This is a genomic window from Paenibacillus protaetiae (assembly GCF_004135365.1).
Taxonomy (GTDB): domain Bacteria; phylum Bacillota; class Bacilli; order Paenibacillales; family Paenibacillaceae; genus Paenibacillus_AP; species Paenibacillus_AP protaetiae.
The window spans coordinates 123,801-146,621 of record NZ_CP035492.1; the positions used below are offsets into that span (position 1 = coordinate 123,801).

General features: G+C 51.3%; 14 protein-coding genes and 1 pseudogene. 8 read left to right on the plus strand and 7 right to left on the minus strand.

Translation table 11 applies throughout. The features are described from left to right. Positions 1-106: 106 nt before the first annotated feature. A complete protein-coding gene (locus tag ET464_RS00515; RefSeq protein ID WP_129437295.1) occupies positions 107-1,945 on the minus strand; it encodes a DUF7948 domain-containing protein in 1,839 nt (612 codons plus the stop codon). Here ET464_RS00515 and ET464_RS00520 point away from each other — a divergent pair. The 6 genes and pseudogenes from ET464_RS00520 to ET464_RS00545 all read left to right on the plus strand — a co-directional run bounded on the left by ET464_RS00520 (position 1,912) and on the right by ET464_RS00545 (position 13,807). Then, positions 1,912-2,789 (plus strand): annotated as a pseudogene (locus ET464_RS00520) (PhzF family phenazine biosynthesis protein). The gene ET464_RS00515 and the pseudogene ET464_RS00520 sit on opposite strands and share 34 nt — an antisense overlap. Positions 2,790-2,904: 115 nt before the next feature. Further along, positions 2,905-3,366 carry a GNAT family N-acetyltransferase gene (locus ET464_RS00525; RefSeq protein ID WP_129437297.1) on the plus strand — a complete coding sequence of 154 codons (462 nt, stop codon included), beginning with the start codon at positions 2,905-2,907 and terminating at the stop codon, positions 3,364-3,366. A gap of 388 nt (positions 3,367-3,754) precedes the next feature. Then, entirely contained in the window at positions 3,755-7,555 is a 3,801-nt protein-coding gene (locus ET464_RS20490; protein ID WP_129437299.1) for a rhamnogalacturonan lyase family protein, read from the plus strand. Positions 7,556-8,145: 590 nt separating this feature from the next. Beyond that, positions 8,146-9,894, plus strand: a complete 1,749-nt coding sequence (locus ET464_RS00535; protein WP_129437301.1) for a methyl-accepting chemotaxis protein — start codon at positions 8,146-8,148, stop codon at positions 9,892-9,894. 69 nt (positions 9,895-9,963) lie between these two features. Further along, positions 9,964-13,011, plus strand: a complete 3,048-nt coding sequence (locus ET464_RS00540) for a non-ribosomal peptide synthetase (RefSeq protein WP_129437303.1) — start codon at positions 9,964-9,966, stop codon at positions 13,009-13,011. A 103-nt stretch (positions 13,012-13,114) separates the two neighbouring features. Next, the gene (locus ET464_RS00545) at positions 13,115-13,807 is read left to right on the plus strand and encodes an HAD family hydrolase (protein WP_129437305.1); all 693 of its coding nucleotides are present in this window, start codon (positions 13,115-13,117) and stop codon (positions 13,805-13,807) included. Between the two features lie 92 nt (positions 13,808-13,899). Here ET464_RS00545 and ET464_RS00550 read toward each other — a convergent pair whose 3' ends face one another. The 6 genes from ET464_RS00550 to ET464_RS00575 are packed head-to-tail and all read right to left on the minus strand — an operon-like array spanning position 13,900 to position 20,742. Further along, positions 13,900-15,144 carry a YheC/YheD family endospore coat-associated protein gene (locus ET464_RS00550; RefSeq protein ID WP_129437307.1) on the minus strand — a complete coding sequence of 415 codons (1,245 nt, stop codon included), beginning with the start codon at positions 15,142-15,144 and terminating at the stop codon, positions 13,900-13,902. After that, complete coding sequence (locus ET464_RS00555; protein WP_129437309.1) at positions 15,101-15,604, minus strand: GNAT family N-acetyltransferase; 504 nt, start codon at positions 15,602-15,604, stop codon at positions 15,101-15,103. Before ET464_RS00555 ends, ET464_RS00550 begins: the two co-directional genes overlap by 44 nt. 1 nt (position 15,605) lies before the next feature. After that, positions 15,606-16,763 carry a YheC/YheD family endospore coat-associated protein gene (locus ET464_RS00560; protein WP_244226608.1) on the minus strand — a complete coding sequence of 386 codons (1,158 nt, stop codon included), beginning with the start codon at positions 16,761-16,763 and terminating at the stop codon, positions 15,606-15,608. 2 nt (positions 16,764-16,765) lie between these two features. Continuing rightward, on the minus strand, positions 16,766-18,136 hold the full coding sequence (locus ET464_RS00565; RefSeq protein WP_129437311.1) for a YheC/YheD family endospore coat-associated protein: 1,371 nt from the start codon (positions 18,134-18,136) through the stop codon (positions 16,766-16,768). A gap of 17 nt (positions 18,137-18,153) precedes the next feature. Further along, positions 18,154-19,359 (minus strand): YheC/YheD family endospore coat-associated protein, encoded by a 1,206-nt coding sequence (locus ET464_RS00570; protein ID WP_129437313.1) that lies wholly within the window; start codon positions 19,357-19,359, stop codon positions 18,154-18,156. A gap of 12 nt (positions 19,360-19,371) precedes the next feature. After that, complete coding sequence (locus ET464_RS00575) at positions 19,372-20,742, minus strand: YheC/YheD family endospore coat-associated protein (protein WP_129437315.1); 1,371 nt, start codon at positions 20,740-20,742, stop codon at positions 19,372-19,374. A gap of 212 nt (positions 20,743-20,954) precedes the next feature. On the opposite strand from ET464_RS00575, the gene ET464_RS00580 reads away from it, so the two are divergent. Both ET464_RS00580 and ET464_RS00585 read left to right on the plus strand, forming a co-directional pair. Further along, positions 20,955-21,233 carry a hypothetical protein gene (locus ET464_RS00580; protein ID WP_244226609.1) on the plus strand — a complete coding sequence of 93 codons (279 nt, stop codon included), beginning with the start codon at positions 20,955-20,957 and terminating at the stop codon, positions 21,231-21,233. A 154-nt stretch (positions 21,234-21,387) separates the two neighbouring features. Continuing rightward, positions 21,388-22,743, plus strand: a complete 1,356-nt coding sequence (locus ET464_RS00585) for a DRTGG domain-containing protein (protein WP_244226610.1) — start codon at positions 21,388-21,390, stop codon at positions 22,741-22,743. Positions 22,744-22,821 lie beyond the last annotated feature (78 nt).

Below are 22,821 nucleotides of genomic sequence, written 5' to 3' on the forward strand. Positions count from 1 at the left end.
GCGGGTTGGAAGGAATCAGGGGTAGTCGGAAAATCAGTAGAGCGCGTATATCCCCCCACATAGGCGTTACCGGAGGCATCAACCGAAATGCCGTATCCATATTCAGTCAGGGATCCCCCAAGTAAGTTGAATAGACAAGTGAACTTCCGGAGGGGTTGATTTTGGTCACGAATACATCGCCGGTGCCCCTTCTCGCGGTTTGAAAGGCGCCGGTCGTCGTCGGAAAATTAAGAGATGCTGTATTCCCCGTCACATAAGCGTTTCCCGCGCTATCTACGCTAATTGCCGTACCATTATCACCGCCGGAACCGCCAAGGAAAGTGGAATAGATAAGCGAGGTTCCCGTAGCGTTCAGCCTGGCGGCAAACCCGTCGTTGTTGCCTCCGTATACTGTCTGAAAGGCGCCCGTTGTCGTCGGAAAATCAGCGGAAGCCGTAAACCCGGTAACATATGCCTCACCCGCACTATCTACTGCTATTCCAAGACCATAATCATGTCCGGTTCCGCCCAGATAGGTGGAATAGACAAGCGCGCTTCCGGTGGGATTCAACTTGGTCACGAACACATCGCTCGAACCGCCGAATATCGTCTGTACGGCGCCGGGAGTAACCGGGAAGTTATCGGAATACGTTCGTCCCGTGATATAAGCGTTTCCTTCGGCGTCAACCGCGATGTTTTGGCCTGAATCGTTTGCAGAGCCGCCTAGATAGGTGGAATAGACGAGAGCGGTTCCGCTCGGATTGAGTTTGGTTACGAACACCTCCCGGTCGCCGCCGAATGTCGTCTGCACGGCGCCAGGCGTGAGAGGGAAGTCCGTAGATGTTGTGATTCCCGTGACGTAAACGCTGCCCGTGGCATCCACCGCAATGCCGAACGGCTCATCGTTTCCCGAACCGCCTAGATAGGTGGAGTAAACCAAACCCGGATCGATAATAAGAGGAGCGCTGCGGTCATAGGACTCGCCGATTTGAAACCCGATCGCGAGGAGATTATCATCATCCGGCACAAGGATGAAAGATCCTGGAACGTCGCTTCGTTGTCCGTCTATTTCCTGGTAACAGACCGGGCGAGGATCGATTAATGCACCAATCGCAGTATCGACAACCAAATTCCCCTCTTCATCGAGCGAGACTTTCTCCGCTCCTGCATACGCAAACCTGATAAAATCCTCATTGGCTCCGGGCTGAACGATAAACTCATATTTGATGCCAGCCCCTTCGCTTCGAAACACCAGATTAATCCCAGGCCATAGTTCCGCATAGAAGATTCGGAGGAACGCAGGTATATCAGTGTACCAGTTAGACGGGTTAGCGCCTTTGAAGTAGTGGACCTTACTATCCATTTCACTTGTTGCTTGCGGATGAATGCCGGGACTGGCGTTCAGAAAACGGAAATCGAGACGAGTGCTCCGTACTTCTTTCTCCCGGCTAGGCAAATCGAATGTCGAGTGAGCTCGAACGATCGAGCGAGTTCTTTCCGAGAATGTGAAGATGACTTCGCTCGATGTAAATAAAGCTTCAATGCCAGCACCTCTCGAAACGAATTGAATCCGCGTATCTTTTACCTGTCCGACATTCGGCACAAAGTAACTGGGCAGCTGAACATTGCTTGCCATGTTGTGATGCACCCGCCTTTCAATAGCAAATTTCCACCATAACCATCCTATGAATCGGACAAAATCCAATATGTCAACGGTTGCGGTATCGCTGCTAACCGCTTGACTATGCTTAAGCCTTTTCGGACTAGTATACAGGCCGACATACGCTGAACTAACGGACAGGTTAGCAATCTTCATTAACTTCACTTTTATGGTAAAATATACTTCAATTATGGAATTGAGAAGTCGATGAATGACATCGCAACGCCACTCGGAATTGGTAAATGACGGGCAAAAAGAAAGGCGGTCAATGTGTGAAAAAAATAAAGGTTTACCATTACGATGCATTCAGCAACGTTCCAAATAGGGGAATCCGGCAGGAGTCGTCTTTGATGGCGAAACTCTCTCGGAGAAGCAAATGCAGGAAGTCGCGGAGAAGGTTGGATTTAATGAAACGGCGTTCCCTTTAAAGTCCGATAAAGCTGATCTCAGAATCCGATTTTTTACGCCAGGGCATGAAATCAATCTTTGCGGCCACGCTACAATGGCCACTTTGTATGCCTTAAAAACAAAGGGGATGCTGGGAGATAAAAACGATATAACGATTGAAACAAAGGCAGGAATTTTGCCGATTCATTTCACTGTAAATGGTGAGCTTTATATCACCATGAGGCAGGCTGCTCCCCGGTTTCAAGCATTTAATGACTCGCTTAATCAATTGGCTCACTCGATCGGCATCGAAGAAAGCGATATTGAGACGACAATGCCAACATTGTACGGAAGTACAGGCACGTGGACATTATTGGTTCCCGTTAAAAGCTTGGCTGCATTCAAGCGAATGCGGCCAAATAATAAGGTTTTTCCTGATGTGCTGAAAGAAATGCCCAGATCATCCATCCACCCATTTTGTCTGGAAACTTATGATCCCAACGCGCACCTGCACGCGCGTCACTTTTCCTCTCCGTTTTCTGGCACAATCGAGGATCCTGTTACCGGCACTGCCTCTGGGGTTATGGGGGCTTACTATTCCAGATACATAAACAGACATGTTTCTTCATTAGATCTTCTAATCGAGCAGGGGCATGAAATCGAAAGAGACGGTAAAGTGCGAGTGCACGTATCGGATAAGGGAAGTGTTATAGAAGTGACTGGCAACGCGGTTTATGTGAATGAGTTTGATATTTTAATTTAATCTATTTTAAATGGAATGCATGGAAGTAACAGGCAGAATAATGCAATAGTTTAGCGCAATAGTTTAAAGAGATACATGATAAAATGGGCTTAAAACAAATAAAGGACTGAATAAAATGAATAGTTGTACTTTTCTCGTATCAATGGCGACAATTGCTGATTTGGATGAATTGACCATTTTGTTCAATGAATATCGTATGTTTTACAATCAGGAATCAAATCTTGCATCAGCAAAGGCGTTCTTACTTGAACGATTTGAACACCGAGAATCCGTTATCTTCGTTGCCAAAGATGTTAATCACAATAAAATAATCGGCTTTACTCAATTGTATCCTTCATTTTCATCCATTTCGATGCAAAGATCTTTGATTTTAAATGATCTGTATGTACTTTCAGATTTTAGAGGTGCAGGAGCTGCCAGGGGCTTATTAGAAGCGGCTAAAGATTATGCAAAAAGCATCAAAGCTAAGGGATTAGCACTCTCGACAGCGGTTGATAATGTAAGAGCGCAAGGAATTTATGAAAAAAGCGGCTATGAAAGAGATGAAGAATTTTATCATTATTTTTTAAAAGTTTAGAGAGACCTCAAGGATTATCCGGGAACGAAACGAATATTTACGTTCATGAAAAGTCCCCTTGGCGCATATGCGCCAGGGGGATTTTTCATGAACTCAATGAATTTGATTCAACGAAAACGTTGGAGGTTAGGCTCTGCCCGGAAGCTCTCGTTTGTTGGCTCCTAAACAGAAACACTGGTTTTTCAACACTTTAGCCGGAATATTCAATAGTTGGCCGCTGCAATTTTACTATAATTTAATTGTAATCCTGTTCAAGATTTGGAATGTTTTTGAGAAGGAAGCAGGAGAAGCGGGAATTCCATCAATTTTGGAAGCGCTCGCATTTGAATGAGGAAGGGGAACAGTAAAGGGCAAGGCGATTACCATCATAAAAGGAGGTTACAACTGCATGATGTTATCACCTGACAAAAGTAAAATTCAACTTCTCATTTCGAAGCTGCTTGTGTTCGCTTTACTGGCGGCATTGGTTATTCCTTGGAAGGCGCCTGCCGCGCATGCGGCGGACGCGGAGCTCGTGTCCGACGACTTCAGCAGTTATACCGAAGGTCCGCTGACGCCGGGGAACGGCAATACGTGGACGACGGAAGGCGCCGTACCGCAAGTTAACGTGGTGCCTGCTGCGGAGGACTTCCCCGCTTATGCGGAAATGACCAATACGGCAGGCGGTTCCTCTTATATCGGCCAGCGTTTCGCCGCACAAAACGGCGGTTTGATTATCCAGTTTGACGTCAATCTGCCGAAGTCGTCCGGCGGTACGCTGTGGGTCATGGACGGCAAAGTGAATGCGACGACTGCAGCCGCTCTTCGCTATCAGCTGGATGCAGGCGTCATTAAGCGTTATAACGCGGCAGCGCAAAATCAAATCAGCTACGATACTACCCACTGGTACCGGTTTACGATGGTTTTTAACACGCCAAAAAATACGTATGACGTGCATATCCAGGATTTGACCACCGGCGAAGAAGTGCTGTGGCCGGACAATTTCTACAGCAGCCGAGATAAAATCAGCAGCTTTGGTTTCTACCTCAATCCGAATGGGGGGACGGTTAAGCTGGCAAACGTACATGTCACGGCGCTGGATACAGGCCTGATCGGGCTGGGGCTTCATGACGGGGATACGACGCTTGCGTTATCACCGGCTTTTAACCCGTCGGTTGTGAATTATTCCGTAGATGTGCCGTTTTCGACAACCGCGCTTGATGTCGTGCCGACGGCCAGCTTCCCGGAAGGAACAAGCCTGAAGGTCGGCGATCAGGATACGGACAGCGGACAAGCTGTGCAGGTAGATCTGACCGGCGATGCAACCGACATTGCGGTTGCCGTTACCTCTGACCAATATACCGATATTGCGATGACGTACCATATTACGGTTAACCGGCTGGAGAAAGCGCCTGACGTCAACAATGTGTCCTCCGAAGGGCATGACGGCAGCGTGCAAATCGGCTGGGACGAGCCTGCCGATCCGGCATTTACGGAAACACATGTTTATTTGGCTGGAGCGGACGATCAGCTTCAGTTGGCGGACACCGTTCCGAAAGGACAGTACATCTCCGCCATTACGGGGCTGAGCAATAATGAAACTTACCGCTTCGTTGTGAAAGCAGCCTACAGCTACGGGGACGAGCCGCTAGCGGAATCTGCCGGCATTTCGGTCAGCGAAACGCCGAAAGTGCTGCCTGCACGCCAAATGGAAGCTTTGAACCGCGGTCTTGTAGCGATAAAAGATTCCGAAGGCGTATTCGTCAGCTGGCGGCTGCTCGGCACGGATCCTTCCGATACGGCTTTTAATGTTTACCGTGACGGGAAGCGGATTAACGAGGAGCCGATAACGGACAGCACCAATCTTGTAGACGCGGCAGGCGGCCCGGATTCGCATTATTATGTCCGCCCGGTATTAAACGGCAAGGAGCAGGCCAAGTCCGAGACGGTAAACGTATGGGATACGAATTATTTGACGATTCCGCTCCGGAAACCGGCGGACGGCGTTACGCCAGCCGGCGAGACATATACGTACCGCGCCAATGATGCCAGTGTCGGCGATCTGGATGGAGACGGTCAATATGAAATCGTGCTGAAATGGGATCCTTCCAACTCCAAGGACAACTCGTTAGCCGGTTATACGGGCAACACGTATGTGGATGCCTATAAAATGGACGGCACGTTGATGTGGCGGATCGACCTTGGCCGTAATATCCGGTCCGGCGCGCATTATTTAGACATCATGGTGTACGACCTGGACGGCGACGGCAAAGCGGAAGTGACGTTCCGTACTGCGGACGGAACGGTTGACGGGAAGGGGAATGTGATTGGCGATGCAGCAGCCGATTACCGCAATTCCAGCGGTTATGTGCTGGACGGCCCCGAATACCACACCGTATTTGACGGCGCGACCGGCGAAGCGCTGGATACGCAGCCTTACGAGCCGGCACGCGGCAACGTAGCCGATTGGGGTGACAACTACGGCAACCGCGTTGACCGCTTCCTGTCGGCAATCGCCTATTTGGACGGCGTGCATCCAAGCGTCATTATGCAGCGCGGCTATTACACCCGCATGGTGCTTGTCGCTTACGATTTCAAAGACGGCAAGCTGGTGAAACGGTGGACCTTCGACTCCAATACGCCGGGTAACGAGAGCTTTGCCGGACAAGGCAACCATCAGCTTAGCGTAGCCGACGTGGATAACGACGGCAAGGATGAAATTATTACCGGAGCTGCGGCTATAGACGACGATGGAACCGCCTTGTGGAATTCCGGCCTCGGGCACGGGGATGCGATGCATCTTGGCGATCTTGATCCGAATCATCTGGGGCTTGAACTGTTCGCAGTACAGGAAAATACAGGCGCCAAATATTCGGCAGATATGAAGGATGCCCGTACCGGACGCGTATTGTGGGGTATGCTGCAAACCGGCAAAGATACGGGGCGCGGCTTATCGGCGGACGTTGATCCAAACCATCCGGGCGAAGAAGCATGGGCAATTAACGGCGAATGGAACAGCACGAACGGCGGCCTCTTTACAGCAGACGGTCAAAAAATATCCGATCAAATTCCTTCCAGCAATTTCGCGATTTGGTGGGACGGCGATTTGAACCGGGAGCTGCTGGACCACGATTGGCTGGGCGATCCGCTTCGCGTCGGCATTCCGAAAATCGACAAATGGGATGCGGAAAACAACCGGCTGATTAACCTGGAGACTTTTACCGGCACGTATTCCAATAACGATACAAAAGGCAACCCTGCGCTCCAAGCCGATTTGTTGGGCGATTGGCGGGAGGAAGTGGTTGTCCGCACCGAAGACAGCAGCGCGCTTCGAATTTATTCGACCACCGATGTGACGGACAAACGAATTTATACGCTTATGCATGATCCGGTGTACAGGCTTGGCGTTGCATGGCAAAATACGGGCTACAACCAGCCGCCGCATACAAGCTTCTACTTGGGCAACGGAATGGAAGCGCCGGCGCAGCCTTCTATTTATACGGTCAAGTATACCGGGACAGGAGGCGGTGACGGCGGCAATAATGGCGGTAACCATGATGGCGGCAACAATGGAGGCGGCACCGGCGGCAGCAATGAAACGCCAGGAACGGGCAGCGGAACGGATGCAGGGACAACGCCGGAGGTTTCGTTTAGCGATATCGGGAACCATTGGGCGGCAGCCTACATTACAAAGCTGGTACAGGCAGGCGCTGTTAACGGTTACGCGGACGGTACCTTTAAACCAAACCATACAATTACCCGCGCCGAATTTACATCCATCATCGTGAAGCTGCTCGCCAAATCTGGCGCAAGCCAAGCGGCTCCCGTATTTGCCGATGTACAGCCGGGCAGCTGGTATTACGATGCGGTAATGGCCGGCTATCAGCTTGGGTTTATTCAAGGGAACGACGGCGGAACATTTGCCCCTGACGCTCCGATCTCCCGCCAAGAAATGGCAGCGATTCTGGAGCGGGTATACGCAAGCGCAACAGGGGATACAGGAGTAAGCGGGGAGGCGCTGAACCAGCTGGATACCGCATTCAGCGATGCTTCCTCGATTGCCGATTGGGCAAAAGCGGGAGTGGCCAAAATGGCCGAGCTGGGCGTAATTAACGGTTTTGAGAACGGCACCTTTGCGCCGGGTCAAAATGCGACACGCGCGGAAGCGGCGAAAATGATTTGCTTGTTAGCTGCGGCTGCTCAAAAGTAAATATAAGCCGGCAAGCGGCGCTTGAATACGGAAATCTCCGTACTCAAGCGCCGTTTTTATGTCTGGATTAACGGATGCAAGCAATAAACAACAATTTATTTTGAAAGTATTCAAGAATAAATGTAATAAAAAGTAAGTTATATTCGTGTTTATTTGATATGATTCGAATTTATCATGCCTTAAGGAGGGTTTAGCCTTCAAATCTTAACTTGAGGTCCGATGGAAGATGACGAAAAATGTCGAAATAGTCGCATGGGCGGACGTTTTCAAACAGTTCTATAATACTAATAATTACTGATATTTAAATGAATTACATCATTTTACATCTAAATAATTTGTGAAAATTGAAGTGAAACTATAAAAAAACCATTAATAAAATTCGATAAATAGTATTGGTCTATGTAGAAATTTGTAAATAACTCGAGTTGCCTCAGGTTTTCTTGATTATTATGGAATTTCGCTAAATAAGAGAGAGGTGGAGATGGGAGAGGTTGGGACGGCGAGTTTGCGGCATAACCTGCTAGTCATCAAGAGAGAACAGCCAGATATTATCTTAATTACCGGAAGGATAACAAACGGAGGGCATCATCTTGAAGAAAAGTAAAAAAAGCAAAAACTATTTCAGTACTAACTTGATTTTTTCTATATCCAACCTTGCATTAATAGGAATCGTATTGATTGCGGTCAGCGTTTATTTTCAGACCAACATATTAACGAAAAGCTTGCAGGACCAGACTTTGGATATTACGGAGAAATGGTCGCAAAAGTTTACGTATAAGGAAATTCAGGCCGTTGATGCGGACAAAAGATGGGACTCGCCGGAGCAATTGGCGCTGGCGGAAGAATTCGACCATCTGTCGGAATACAACCCGACTGTAGCCCAAGGATATATTTTTGGGGTGGAACTGACGGACGGCAATAAAACGAGCCTGATTGCGACCCCTACCGTTATTAAGGACGCATTGGTTGACGCGGGCTTGAAGGTAAGAGATTTGTATGAACAGCCGGACGTTGTTGTAACCGGAATTAAAGAAATGCTGAAGACGGACAAAACAACCGTTGTTCCGGTTTACAAGGACGGGCTAGGCACGTGGATGAGCGTGTTTTATCCGATTCATGACGACAATGGCAAAATCGTTGCTTATTTTGGCGTAGATATCGACGCAAGCATGATCAGCGACGGGAAGCACTCCTTCCTGCTCCGCTCTATTCTGCTGCTTGTCATCGCGCTCATCGTTTGCGGAGGGGCGCAATATTTGTTTGCGAGACGGACGCTGCTTCCGCTCAAGGATTTAGTAGACGGCATTTTGCAGGTAGCAGAAGGCAAACTGAATTTCTCCTTGCAGGAAAAAGGGGCGTTTGCGCCGATTAATACCCAATTTAATGTGATGGTTTCGCGGATTAAAGCGATCGTGCTGGATTTGAAGAAGATTGCCTCCAAGTCTGCAGAAGCATCCGACCGGATGTTTGAAATTACGGTTGCCTCCAAAGAAAGCGTCGATAACGTTCTCGTGGATTTGAATGATATGAAAAAAAATATAAGCATGCAAGAGATGTCCGCTTCCAATTGCGAAACGGCTATGGGGCAAATTTCCGAGACGCTGCAAGTGATTGCGGCCGATATTAGCAGCGTGTCTTCCGCATCGCAGGAAATGAGCATCAAATCCGAGCAAGGGAACATGGAAGTAGCAAGCCTTAATTCGCAAATGAATCAAATTAGCGATGTCACGAAAGAAACCTACAGCAGCATTCATGTGCTGAACGATAAAGCGGCCGAGATCGGCAATCTTCTGAACATTATTGAAGAAATATCGAATCAGACGAATTTGCTTTCCTTGAATGCGGCCATTGAAGCAGCCCGAGCGGGCGAGCACGGCAAAGGCTTCTCCGTCGTTGCGGAAGAAGTACGGAAGCTGTCGGATCAGACGAAGATTTCCACCGGTGAAATTACGCATTTAATCCGGGAAATTCAAAGCGAAGTTGCAAGGTCTGTAGCATTTATGAGCCAGACGCTGCTCGAAGTGGATAAAGGGATCGCCATTACCGAAATAACAAGCTCCAAGTTCGAAGACATACTCAGCTCGACGAAGGTGGTAGCGGATCAAGTTGTAGACATCTCGGCATCTACAGAGCAAATTTCCGCCGGTACTCAGGAATCGAGCTCGATGATGAGCCAGCTTTCCGATATTTCCGCCAAAACGTCAAGCAATGCCAGAAACGTGCTGGACAACATTGCGCAGCAGGAGCGTTCGATTACAGAAATTACGGAGCACGCTCAAAGCGTGGCGAACATTAGTAAAGAGCTGAAAGAAATGGTCGATAACTTCCAAACGAATTAATGGCTGCCTGCCGGGAAGCGCGCGGGCGCTTCTCCCGGCAGAATACCGGAACGAATTAAGGAGATTGTGATGATTAGTAATCTGCGAGAGAAACGAATAGCTAAAGTCATCTATGGCCCGGAAGAACAATACGGCGATCGGGAAAGCCTGAAAAGTTTGTTTGAGCGTTCGGTTTCGCTGCATAGCGGAAAAACGGCAATTTCGTTTGGCGAACAGGAGATGACCTACAGCGAGCTGGGAGACGCAACGGCCAAGGTTGCGAGGCTGCTGCAGGATCATGGTTTAATGAAAGGCGATTTTGTCGGAATATATATGGAACGAAGCATGGAAACGGTAATATCCATTTTTGGCGTGCTGCGGGCGGGCGGCGTATACGTGCCGATCGACCCGGAGCATCCGCTGGAAAGAACGAAGCATGTAGCCGGCAACAGCAGCTGCAAATATATTTTGACCAAAGATGAATATGAAGCAAAAGCGAAGTCGCTCACATCGAATACAAGCGCTGCGTCCGTGTTGTCGATCAGCGGTTTGCCGGCGTGGCCGGTGCGAGCGGTTAAGCCCGTAACGGTGCATCCGGACGATATGGCTTATGTCATCTATACTTCCGGATCGACAGGTTTGCCGAAAGGCGCCATGCTCAATCACAGAGGCGTCGTGAACTTATGCCATTCGGTGTCCAAAACGCTGAATTTGACAGCTGACGATGTCGTCACGCAATTTTCCACGTTCAGCTTCGACGCAGCTGTATTTGACACATTTAATGCTTTGCTGAAAGGCGCTCATCTGGCCATGTTGACCAAAGAGGAGCAGTTAAGCCCGGAAGCGCTGGCTGACAGAGTCTACCAGAGACAGGCGACTTTCCTGTTCTGCCTGCCGACCTCTGTATTTAACCGGATGGCTGAGAATATTCCGGATTCGGATGCGTACAAGCTGTCCTCGATTCAAGTTGTGCTGGTAGCGGGAGAAGCGTTGTTATCCGATTACGTCCGCAAGTTCCAGAATAAGTTCGGATCCGGGATGACGATTGTGAACGGATACGGGCCAACTGAATGTACGGTATGCGCAACGATGTACCCGATTAAAGGCTATTGGGATAAAAGCTCTGTATCCGTGCCTATCGGTTATCCGTTAGGCAATTACAATTTGTATGTCGTGAAGGAAGACGGTTCTTTGGCGGACCCGGGGGAATCCGGCGAGCTGTACATCGAGTCGGTTGGACTGGCTCGCGGTTATTTGAATATGCCGGACAAAACGGCCGAGTCGTTTATTCGCAATCCGTTTGTGGACGATCCGCGCTCCATCGTGTACAAAACCGGCGATATCGTAAAGGTGCTGGAGGATGGAGGGCTTGAATTTCTGTTCCGCAAGGACGGGCAATTAAAGCTGCGGGGATTCCGGATTGAAATCGGCGAAATCGAGAATGCGCTGTCCAAGCATCCGGGCATTCTGGACGCCGTGGTTGTGCCTATCAAGGAAGGAGGCACCGTCAAGCATTTGTCCTGCTTTTATTCCGAGACCGCCGGCGTAAGCGTTACATCCGTCAAAGAGCATTTAAAGCAATATGTGCCCGGCTATATGATACCAAGCTACTTCTACAAACTGCCGGAAATTCCGCTGGCGCCGACAGGCAAAGTGGACCGCGGCAGACTGGCGCTGATGGATCATCCCGATCAGGCGGAGCGGGATGAGGGATATGAGCCGCCTGCCGGAACGGCGGAGCAAGCGATTGCCGAAGTTTGGAAAGAAGTGCTTAAGCTGTCCGAAATAAGCCGCAGCGCCAATTTTTTTGATCTGGGCGGAGATTCTTTGGCGGTTATAGAAGTATTGTCTCATCTGAAGCTGGATTATTTCCAGCTGCGCATATCCGATTTGTATCGCTATCAGACAATCAAGGATTTGGCTGCTTATGCCGGCGCGCTGGCTGATCGCGAAGAGGAAGAGGAGACGGATATTGCGGATTATTACGATTTGACGGAAATGCCCAAGCTGCCGGAAGTGCGGCTGGCTGGAAGTGACGGGCTTGGGCGGGACGTCCTTATTACCGGTGCTACCGGTTATCTGGGGTCCCATCTGGCCTATGAACTGCTTACTGCCACCCAGGCTCACGTCCATTTGCTGGTCAGAGCCAAAAACGGCTGCGCAGGCAAGCGGCGGCTGATCGAAACATTCGACCATTATTTCGGGCAAGGGGTATACGAACGATACGCTTCCCGGATTCATGTCGTCGAAGGAGAGCTGACGATGCCTGATCTGGGGGTGGACAACTTGGCGGAGGTTGCCGCAGGCCTTAGCTCCATTATCCACGCCGGCGCGGATGTCCGCCATTTTGGCAACACGGATCATTTCCAGGCGGTCAACGTGGAAGGGACCAAAGCTTTGCTGCAGCTGGTGCAGGCGAATCCGCAGCTGGCATTTCATTTTATTTCAACCGTCGGCATCCCGGAAGAGATAGCGGCACGCGGCGAATGGGCCGGGCTGCAGCATGATGCGGAGCTGTTTTACAAGCTGCAGTCGGACAACGTGTATACGAACAGCAAGCTGCAGGCCGAGCGGGCAGTCGCGGAAGCAATACAGCAAGGGCTGCCATGCCGGGTCGGCAATTTATCCTGCCACAGCGAAACCGGAAGATTTCAGAACAATATTAACGAAAACTTCTTTTACCGCATGATAAAAGGGTTTCTGTTGTTGAAAAAAGTGCCTGAAGTCAATAGCTTCGTAGACATTACGCCTATTGATTTTGCAAGCCGCTTTATCGTACAGCTGGCGAAAGAACCGGTTATGGGATCGGTGTATCATATTTGCAATCCCGTGCAGGTGCATTTCAATGAAGTCATTTCGCTGCTTATGCAAGAAGGGTATGAGCTGGAGGCTGTTCCGGTCAAAGCGTTCAGGCAATGGGTATTAAGCCGGGGCAATGCTGTCAGCGAGGAAGGCGTGCAGCTCGTTATGGCTTATTTGGACGGCGACGGGCTTTACAACGCCGATTTTAAATATTCATCCGAACGTTCATTCGCGAAAGCGCAGCGTATCGGGCAGCCGCCGGAAATAGAGATATTAATGAAGCGTCTTGTCCAATATGCAGCCGAAACCGGCTACTTCCCTCTTCCTTCGCGGTAATATGAATTTAGGGCAACGTATTTCAACTATTTACAAAACGATAGGGATACTTTCCTTCCAAATTGCTTTAAGATAGAAGTAGACTGCAAGGGAGGAAAGGAATATGGAGCAGAACATACCTGTATTAACGAAACCGGAAGCTGTTATTTTTGATATGGACGGCACGTTGTTCGAGACGGACACGCTGCTTCGCGGCGTGCACGAGAATATTTTCCGCACGCTGCGCGAAGAAGGGCTGTACGGCGAGACGCCGCCTGTCGAACGGCTGCTGGGATGCCTTGGCATGCTGCTGGACGATATATGGCTGAAGGTGATGCCGGACGCTTCGGAAGCTGCGCGGGACCGTGCCAATGAGCTGCTGCTGCAATATGAGATCGAAGGGCTGGAAGCCGGCGAAGGGCGGCTGTACAGCGGCGCGGAAGAAGCGCTGAGACAGCTGAAGGAGCAGGGCGTGAAGCTGTTTGTCGCCAGCAATGGCCTGGAGCTGTATGTGAAAGAAGTCGCCCGGTTAAAAGGCATCGCCCCGCTGTTCGAAGGTTTGTACAGCGCCGGCGAATACCGTACGTCCAGCAAAGTAGATCTGGTCGCTTTGCTGCTCCAGGAGCATGGCATCGGCCATGCCTGGATGGTCGGCGACCGCTCGTCCGATGTAGAAGCCGGCCGCAACAATGGACTAGATGTTATCGGCTGCGCTTATGCGGACTACGGACACAGCCAGGAGCTGGAAGGGGCTGACGCGCTTATCCGCTCCTTGACCGAACTGCTGCCGCTGCTTGCTGCAGCGCAGCAGGCGTAGCCATCACATTAAGCATAACGACAGGCGCTTGAGAGCGATTGACCGCTTTCAAGCGCCTGTCGTTTATAGCATGTATAACCTCTTATACCGTCTTATCCATTCTCGCCCAGCCACTCGCGCGGGAACGAAACTTCAGCCTCTTCCGCTTCAGTATAAGGCCATCCGGGAGAGTCCGGATGGGCTGCCGGTTTAACGCTTTTGGAAAGCTTGGATTTGGAATCGGCCGCAAGTTTGGAGGAGCGGTTTTTTTTGCGTTCATACACATACAGGGCATACTCGAGGGGCCGGATAATCGCCTTCCGGTACGTTTCTTTCTCGCCCGCCTGCGCAAATACTTCCCGTGCAGGCTTGGGATTGACCTCTAGCAGCCAAATATGGCCGCTGCGGTCGATCGCAAGATCTAAGGCGAGCTCGCATAATGCCCCGAAGCTTTGTTCGAGATATTTGGCAACGTCAATGCCGAATTGCTCGGCTTCCTGCCGGACGGCAGCAGCCTTCTCCGCGCCTACCCACTGCGTCAGCAGTTCGGTCATGCCGATTGCCTGGCCGCCGCCGTGCAGGTTGGATGTTACGCTCCGCAAAGGTCCGACCCGCCCGGCGCAGCCGGTAAATTTCCATTCGCCGGAACGATCCTTCTGCACCAGCATCCGGTAATCATGCACCCGTCCGTTCGGGAGCTTCAAATGAAGCCCCTGCTGCACGATATGGCTGACCGTCTTCAAATTCCAGCTTTCCAAAAAACGCCCAAGCCCCTGCTGCGTAACTTTAATCGGCTGAATAATTTTCCTCGCCTGGTTCCGGCCCTGGAGCAGCACTTTGCCGTCTTTTTTCCGTTCAATCTGCAAAATCCCCCTGCCTCCTGTGCCGTTTATGGGCTTCAGAAACAGCAGGGAATGTTTGCGCAGCATGTCGCTGACGTCCGAGACCGATGCGGCTAGCCTGGTCGCCGGCAAATAGCCGCGAAACCGGCTATCCTTCGATAGCGTGCGATGCACGGTCCATTTGTTCCGCAGCGGCCGGTTCAAGAAGGTCAAGTGGCCGTATTTGGACCGGAATTCGCGAAGACGCTCGAAACGGGGCGATTTTTGAATGCGGCACCGGTCATAAATCATATGAGGAAAACCGGTCCATTTGCGCGTCCATTTACGCGTTTCGGGACTATAAAATAAAGCGTTGATTTTATTTTGCTTGAAATCGACATCATCGGGCGTAAACACAAAGATAGTAAGCCCAAGCTTGCGGCCGCTGCTAATCATTTTGGCGTAAACCGATTTTTCCTCCAGCGTACCCTGATCATTGAGATACAAAGTTAGAATTCCGAGTACCGGCTGTGTCATGACTGATTCTCCTTTCGAATCGAAGCGTAGGTTTGCCGGTAGGGCCGGTATTCATAGCAACAGCAATCATGCCAAGCTTAAAACATAGCGCCATGCTGGGGGCATTGTCACAGGCGACGCTGCAGGCAAGCCGCTCGAAGCGGCTCATCAGCCCTTTTACAATTTTGCTGCCGATGCCTCTTGCCCGCATGTCGGAATGAACCACAACAAAGCAGCCGTTCTCGCCGGCATCGCCCGCATACCCTATGCCGGCGATGCGGCCGTCCAAGGAGGCGACAACTACTGCGGCCGCTCCTTTTTCCCCGCTGGGTAAAGATAGCTGTTCCGGCTCTAACGTGCGGAACGCATGCATAGATGTGGCTGTCAACCGCTTATCTCCGAAACGGATGGCAAACCCGATCAGTCTTTTACGCTCAGCAGTCCATTGTTCAGGGGTTAGCAGTTGAAGCCGCAGTTCCATGTTACGCGCCACCTGCCTTTTTCTTTTTGCCTTTTGTCAAATAGTTGGCGTATTGGAAAATCCGCTCGAGCGATTTTTGCCGAATATGCGGTTCGTCGAATTTCATCGGTTTGGCATTCGCCTCAAAAAACCAAATATGGCCATCTTTGTCGACGCCAAGATCCATCGACATTTCTCCCAGCGTTTGACCGGAATTTTGCTCAATATGCCTGGCGATAATGAGCGCGGTCTGTTTCGCCTTTATTAGTATTTTACGACCTAAATCTTGGTTAAAAGAACTGACAAGCAGCATTTCCGGGTCCTCGATGCTTCCGCCGCGCGGAACATGTGTCGTAATACTGGAAGATCCGGCGAGGCGCGCGCCGATTCCTGTCAAATCCCACTCGCCAAGGTCGTTTTTTTGGACCAGTGCGCGCAGGTCGAATCTTCGGTCCTGGAAGGAGGCGAGCTGGATGCCCTGCTGCGCGATGTAGGCGCCGCCCGAACTTTCTTTTGCAATTTTGCTCCACAGCTTCGGAAGGCTGGCGCAATTGTAGGTGACGCTCTTCCGGTCCTCTTGTATTTTGAGCCGGTAAGGCAGCTGCTTCTCAGGCTGCACCTTCACAGTCATAATGCCTTTGCCGGCTTTGCCGCTTTCCGGCTTCAAATATAAATAACGGTGTCTCCGCAGCATCCGGCTCAGGCCGGTTATGGACATCAGCCGCCGGGTGGCCGGAATAAAGCTTTTGGTTGATCTGGAGCTGCGGAGCCACTCGAACAGTTCCCATTTGTTGAAGAATGAAGGATTAAACAATATCGTTCGGTTTGTTCGCATACACGCTTTAATTTTTTGCCGGACGGCCGGCTGCATTTCGTCTTCCCGCAGCGGAATGCGATTATAAATAATATGAGGGAACGGGAGCAGCTTTTGCTGCCATGTCTCGGTTTCTGCGTTATACGCAAAGCCTTTAAGATGCGAACGTTTCAAATGAAGGTTTTTAACGGTCAGCACATAGACGATATAGCCCATCTGCTCGCCGGTTTTAATAATGTCTACGAAATTATCCCGGTTGCCGCGAAACAGCTGAATATCGTCATCAATGGTCAGAATCGCAAACACTGTTTTACCGCTGTGCAAATCGGCAAGTTCTCTATCGTCTGGAAGCAGGAAGCTGCTCAACGCTATTCACCTCCTTGGAAGCGGCTTAAATAAAAGCAGTGCTCCACAATATGGGACAGCGATGCTTTGCCTTCAGCTTTCAGGGACGGGTGCTTAAAGATGGATCTGCCCGGTTTGGCGTTTGCCTCAAACATCCATATTTCCCCGTCTTTGTCGATGCCGATATCGAGTCCAAGCTCGCCAAGGCGATGCGGATAGTTGCGCTCGATCGCCTCCGACATTTTGACGGCGACTTCTTTCGCTTTATCGAGCACCTCTTTGGCGCTTGCGCCAAAAGTACGGTTTAACGCATGCTCGGGCGTGAGCAGCGAACCGCCGTTTTTGACATGGGTCGTCACGCTGCCGCGTCCGGCCTTTTTCGCGCCGATGCCGACGGGAACCCATTCATTACGCCCGTTTTTATGCATATGGAACCTGAAATCAATCGGGCAGTTGTCGATTTCGATCAAACGTATCCCTTGCTGCACCACATAAGTGCTAAAGGAACTGCCGTGGCGGTTTTGCAGCATCCGGATCAAACTTTGATAATTGGTGAAGCGAAGCAGGACATTGCGTCCTCCTTTGCGGTAACGCGCGAAATAACCCCGCTTCGGATGATAGGTCAACCGGTAAATGCCGATGCCCAGGCTGCCTGCGGTTGGCTTGAAATATAGAAAATGATGTTTTTCCAGCAGCGCTTTAATTTTGTCGCTGGACGGTCCGGAGATGGATTCGGGAAGATGCTGCAGCGCTTCCGGATCGTTCTCGAGCAGCTTATAAACATCCGCCTTATTAAAAAAACTCCAGTTGAAAAACGGGATTTTTTTGCGCACGAACCGTTCTCTGAGCGAGCTGATCGTTGAGGACGTTTCAGCTTTGCGGCTCGGCAGGCGGTTGTATACGACGTCCGGGAGCGGAACTGTTTTCCGGAACCAGCTTCCTTGCGGCGTCAGAAAATAGCCGTTGACCGTTTCCTGCTGCCAGTTGATGTCACTGGGCGTAAAGCCGAAAATAAATGCTTTGCGCTCTCCTGAACGGATCAGCTCCTTAATAAAGCTGGAACGGGAGCCAAACGGGCTTTGATTGGAGGCAGTCGAGGAATCGCTCAAAATGCCTACCAGCGGACCGAGCTGTACTTCGTTTTCGCCGTTGCCAAGCACGTGGACATTGCCTGTTTTCGGTATATTCATAACCTGTCTGACACCGGCTGACAAATACAGATGATGGCCGGGACGTTTCAGCGAACGGACGGCAGCAGTTGTCACCTCATTGCCCAGTTTGAGCTGAATCGTCTTTTTGCCGGTGAGCTTGAGTTCTTTAAACAACGGACGGGACAAATAAATGACTTTATCCGTTGCCTGGGAGAAGTGCACGTTGCAAGTTGTCAAACTCATGATGAACCTCCTGAACGTTATCTAGCCGAAGGCCGTTTCACGTTGGGTAACGTTGATCGGGTCATTAGCCGGCGGCCGTCTGCGAATAGTTTCGTTGGTAGCGATGGTGAACGGCGGCTGTTCAGCAGCCGGGCGTACAATAGCGGCCGTTCAATCGATTGGGCTGCTGCAAGTTCATCATTCAGCAGTCCGAAGGCGGTGCGGCCCGGCTTGGAATTGACCTCCAGCAGCCACAGCTTGCCGCCGTCCGCGATGCCGTAATCAAACCCAAGCTCGGCGAACCGGCCGTACCGGTTCTCAAGCCTATGAGCAATATATTCGCTCATGTTCGTCATTTGTGCGCTTAACTGGCTGCCAATCTTTTCGCCGAAGCTGTCCCGAAGCAGCTTGCTCGCATCCTCAGCCGTTCCGCCTCCGTGCAGGTTTGAGGTGATCGACCCGGACTTGCCGATTCGGGCTGCCATTCCCGTGACGGACCACCGCCCGTGTTCATCTTTCTGCATAAGGACGCGTATATCAAACGGCCTGCCGTCCGGTACAGCCAAGTGTAAATAGGGCTGCACAATATACGGGGTCTTTCCGATGAAACCCGACAGCCACCGTTTCCACTGCGCAGTGTCGTTAAAAAGCAGCGAGAACGGCCGGTTGCTCCTTGTTCTGCCGTCGACAGATATTTGCTGCTTTTCGCCGCTGCGCTGAATAAGCAGCGCGCCTTTGCCCTGCATGCCGGAAGCCGGCTTCAGGAACAATCCATCCTTGCATCGCGCAAAGGAGGAGAGAAGCTGCTCGGCGCTGCGAAATTTAACGGTAGGCGGCAAAATGGAAGCCGCATCCGGATAAGCATTCAGCAAATGATGCACATCCCATTTGGAAGGCAGCGGGCTGCTCAACTGGCGAAAAGGCTTTCGGCTGCGAAGCTGCTTTAGCGCAGCCAGGCATTTCATCCTCATTGCGGCGCTTGTGTAATAGCAGCGGTCGAATACAATATCCGGCAGCGGCACTTTCTGCCGGTTCCAAACCCCGTTTTTGTACCGGTATCCGTACAACTGCTCGCCGGCAAGCTCGCCCGGAGAAAACACATACAGGTCGATATGGTGTTTGGCTGCCGTTTCACTCAGCCCTTTGTAAAACGCGGGTTCAGGAAGAACCGTTTCCGTAAGCCCGGAGGACGTAACTTGACTGCTGATCGCCGTTACAAATATCCCGATAATAAGTGGCAGCATCGCAGACCTCCGTTACAAGCCGGCCAAAAAACGCGAATATTGCAGCATCAGCTTGACGGATGGGCGGATTTTATTGTCGTTTAGCGGTGTATTGTCGTTTTTGGATGGTTTCGAATTGACTTCCAGCAGCCAGATGCGGCCGCTTGTATCCAAAGCAAGGTCGATGCCAAATTCGCCAAAATGGGCAGGAATATGCTCCTCTACCCCTTTGGCGATGGCCAGTGCGGCGCTTTTCAATCTGGCTGATGTATCGGTCCGGCTGACGCCCGGCGCCAGATTGGATTTCAGCACGGCCTCCGATACGGTGCTGAGCGTTCCGCCCCGCGCCAGGTTCGATACGAAGTGATGGTTCCCGGCTGTACGGGCGACGATGGACGTGATGGTCCAGCTTCCGGCGGCGTTCTTCTGTACCAGCGCCCGGAAATCGACGGGCCGTTTCTGAATTTCGATCAGGTTCAGCCCTTGCTGCACCTGATAGCGGTTGGATTTCATCTTAGTCGAAATGGAGGAAAACAGCTTCAGCAGGCTGCTGTACGTTTGCTTTTGCGTGCCGGCGGCTGTTGTGAATAAAGCTTGATAATGGTCGGAATCGGCTCTGGAAATGCGGATGATGCCTTTGCCGAGACTGCCCCGAACCGGCTTGAGGAACACGTTGCTGTAGCGGGAGCACATCGCTTTAAGCATCGTATAATTGCGGAGCAGATGGGACTCGGGCAAATAACGCAGCAGCGAATTATCATGTTTGAGCGCGTCAAACACTTCGGTTTTATCCAGAAATTTCTCGTTAAAAACCGAAGTGCGGTATTTCTGCTTCACTTCTTTCAAAAAGTTCTGAACGTTCGGCTTGTTTTCCAGCTTCCGGGACGTCAGCCGGTTGTTGACCACATCCGGGACCGGGAGCGTCGTCCGCTTCCAGCCGTCGGCATATATCCAGCCTTCTACCGAACTCGTGTTGTTCCCGATCAAATTAGGCGTAAAAAAATAAACGTAAGCTCCTTGTGATTCACAAGCTTCCACAAGCTCCTTGCAAAACATCGTAATGGAGCCGAACGGCCGGTCGGCAAGCTGCGGATAATCGCGGCTGATCAAAACGCCGATCAGCGGTCCAAGCGACAAGGTGGCGGTATCGGCTTTGTATTGCATGCGCAAGGTGGCATTGCTTCCTATGCCCATTTTGCGGGCTAGCGACTGGCTGATCCGGAGGCCGTCAAAGCGGGAGGCGGCTATCGCTTTGACATGCTGGCGGAAACCGCCGAATTTGAGCGTAAGCGGCTGGCCCTGCGGTATTTTCCACTGTTTCACAAAGGATTCGCCTAACATAAGCGTATCTTCCGGAAGCATGCCGGAGCTGATTACCTGTACGGCTATTTTGGTTTTGGGCATCGTAATTTCTCCTTCCATGCAGGAGGATAGCGGTATGCGGCCTGTAGTTCATTGACACGAATTACTTCATCATATGAGGACATCTATCCCTTGGTGATTGGCCACTATTTCGAAAAATAATATCGCGGAAACATATTACCGGCCCAGCACGCATAGGATGGGACAACGGGACAAGTTGATGTCCGCATGTCGCGAAGAAGGAGCTGATCGGATTGGCTTTCCGGAAGTGGAAACATTCTTTTTATTTAGTGGCGGCTATTTTGATGCTGATATACGCGGTTCCGCGCCTGGATTTCAGCGGGGCATGGGATGCCGCCCAGCTGTTTGGCGTCGTATGGTGCGCCTTCGCTTTGCTTGTCATCGCAGCCAATATCAATGAGATATTACTTGTCAATGAAGCGAGGCGCCGGCAGCTGGACCGGATCAAACGGGCGAAATTTGCAGTATGGGAACGGAAGCAAGCCGTGCGCAGCCGGGAAAAAAGCGTTTAACCTTCTAGGCGCATGAAGACAGCCCGAAGGCTGCGGGGAACTGGTCCCCGGCGGCCTTCGGGCTGTTTGTGCTGCTGAAAGACGACGAAACGGGAAACGATTGATATAATAGATCGTAAATGATGCAGCATATGCTGAGACGGAGGATTTGGCAATGGCGGCGAATGGACCGGGAATGGAAACCGCAACGAAACACGATCAAATTTTGCATTATATCCAGTCGCTGGAGATTGGAACGCGCATATCGGTCCGGGCTGTTGCGAAGGAGCTTGGCGTCAGCGAAGGCACGGTATATAAAGCGTTTAAGGATGCGGAAATATCCGGGCTTGTCAGCACAAGGGAACGGATCGGAACGGTGCGCATCGACCGCAGGCGCAGGGAAACGCTGGACGCGCTGACGTTCGGGGAAGTGGCGGAAATCGTAGAGGGCCATTTGTTTGGCGGGGCTGCCGGACTGGACAAGCCGCTGCATAAGTTTGTCATCGGCGCTATGGAGCTGGACGCGATGATGCGTTATATCGACGAAGGGAGCCTGCTTATTGTCGGCAACCGGGATGAGGCTCACCGTTGTGCGCTGGAGCAAGGTGCAGGCGTGCTGATCACCGGGGGGTTCGAACCGACGGAGGAAGTCCGGCGGCTTGCGGATGAGAAGGAGCTGCCGATTATTACTTCCCGCCATGATACGTTCACGGTAGCGTCCATGATTAACCGGGCGATGTACGACCGGCTGATCAAGCGCAAAATTATGCTGATTGAAGACATTGTAACGTTAAGCCGTCCGGCCGATATGCTGCGCACGGGCGATACGATCCGCGATTATTCGCAATTGTCGCGGGAAACCGGGATGACGCGGTTTCCCGTTGTGGATGACCGCGGCAAAGTTGTTGGCATGATGACGGCCAAAGACGCCGTGTCCGCAGCGGATGATACGCCAGTGGACCGCGTGATGACCAAACATCCGATTACGATAGCGCCTAACATTTCCGTCACCTCCGCCGCACATACGATGGCTGCGGAAGGGGTTGATTTGCTGCCGGTCGTCGACCGCAACCGGAAGCTGCTTGGCGTGATCAGCCGCCGTGAGGTTCTGGACGCGCTGCGGTTTGCCGGCAAACAGCCGGAATCGGGCGACACGTTTGAAGATTTGATTTGGTCCGGGTTTGTGGTGCAGTCGGAGGAACGGGATAAGGAAGGTTTGGGATTCGTATACAAAGGAATTGTAACGCCGCAAATGTCAGGCTCACTCGGCATGGTTTCCGAAGGGGTGCTTGTTACTTTAATGTCGCAGGCATGCCGGCGGATGATCCGGGAGCTGTGGAAGCGGGATTATTTGACGGAAAGCATTACGACGTATATGGTCCGGCCGGTGGAAATTGACAGCGAAATAACGATTACGCCGCAAGCGATGGAGATGAGCCGCAAATTTACGAAGCTGGAAATTGAAGTAAGGGATAAAGGCGTGCTTGCCGCTAAAGCGATGATGACGGCGCAGATGATTGATCCCTATTAAGCAAATAAGCAGACTGTTACATAATAAAAGGCCGGCCTGCCAGCGCTCCGTTTGTTAAGCAAACTTAACGGCGGAGGC

Coding starts and splice junctions, on each gene's coding strand:
- ET464_RS00515 (WP_129437295.1), bottom strand. CDS start 1,945: ATGCATCGTAATGGTAAACCTTTATTTTTTTCACACATTGACCGCCTT.
- ET464_RS00525 (WP_129437297.1), top strand. CDS start 2,905: ATGAATAGTTGTACTTTTCTCGTATCAATGGCGACAATTGCTGATTTG.
- ET464_RS20490 (WP_129437299.1), top strand. CDS start 3,755: ATGATGTTATCACCTGACAAAAGTAAAATTCAACTTCTCATTTCGAAG.
- ET464_RS00540 (WP_129437303.1), top strand. CDS start 9,964: ATGATTAGTAATCTGCGAGAGAAACGAATAGCTAAAGTCATCTATGGC.
- ET464_RS00545 (WP_129437305.1), top strand. CDS start 13,115: ATGGAGCAGAACATACCTGTATTAACGAAACCGGAAGCTGTTATTTTT.
- ET464_RS00550 (WP_129437307.1), bottom strand. CDS start 15,144: ATGACACAGCCGGTACTCGGAATTCTAACTTTGTATCTCAATGATCAG.
- ET464_RS00555 (WP_129437309.1), bottom strand. CDS start 15,604: ATGGAACTGCGGCTTCAACTGCTAACCCCTGAACAATGGACTGCTGAG.
- ET464_RS00565 (WP_129437311.1), bottom strand. CDS start 18,136: ATGAGTTTGACAACTTGCAACGTGCACTTCTCCCAGGCAACGGATAAA.
- ET464_RS00570 (WP_129437313.1), bottom strand. CDS start 19,359: ATGCTGCCACTTATTATCGGGATATTTGTAACGGCGATCAGCAGTCAA.
- ET464_RS00575 (WP_129437315.1), bottom strand. CDS start 20,742: ATGCCCAAAACCAAAATAGCCGTACAGGTAATCAGCTCCGGCATGCTT.
- ET464_RS00585 (WP_244226610.1), top strand. CDS start 21,388: ATGGCGGCGAATGGACCGGGAATGGAAACCGCAACGAAACACGATCAA.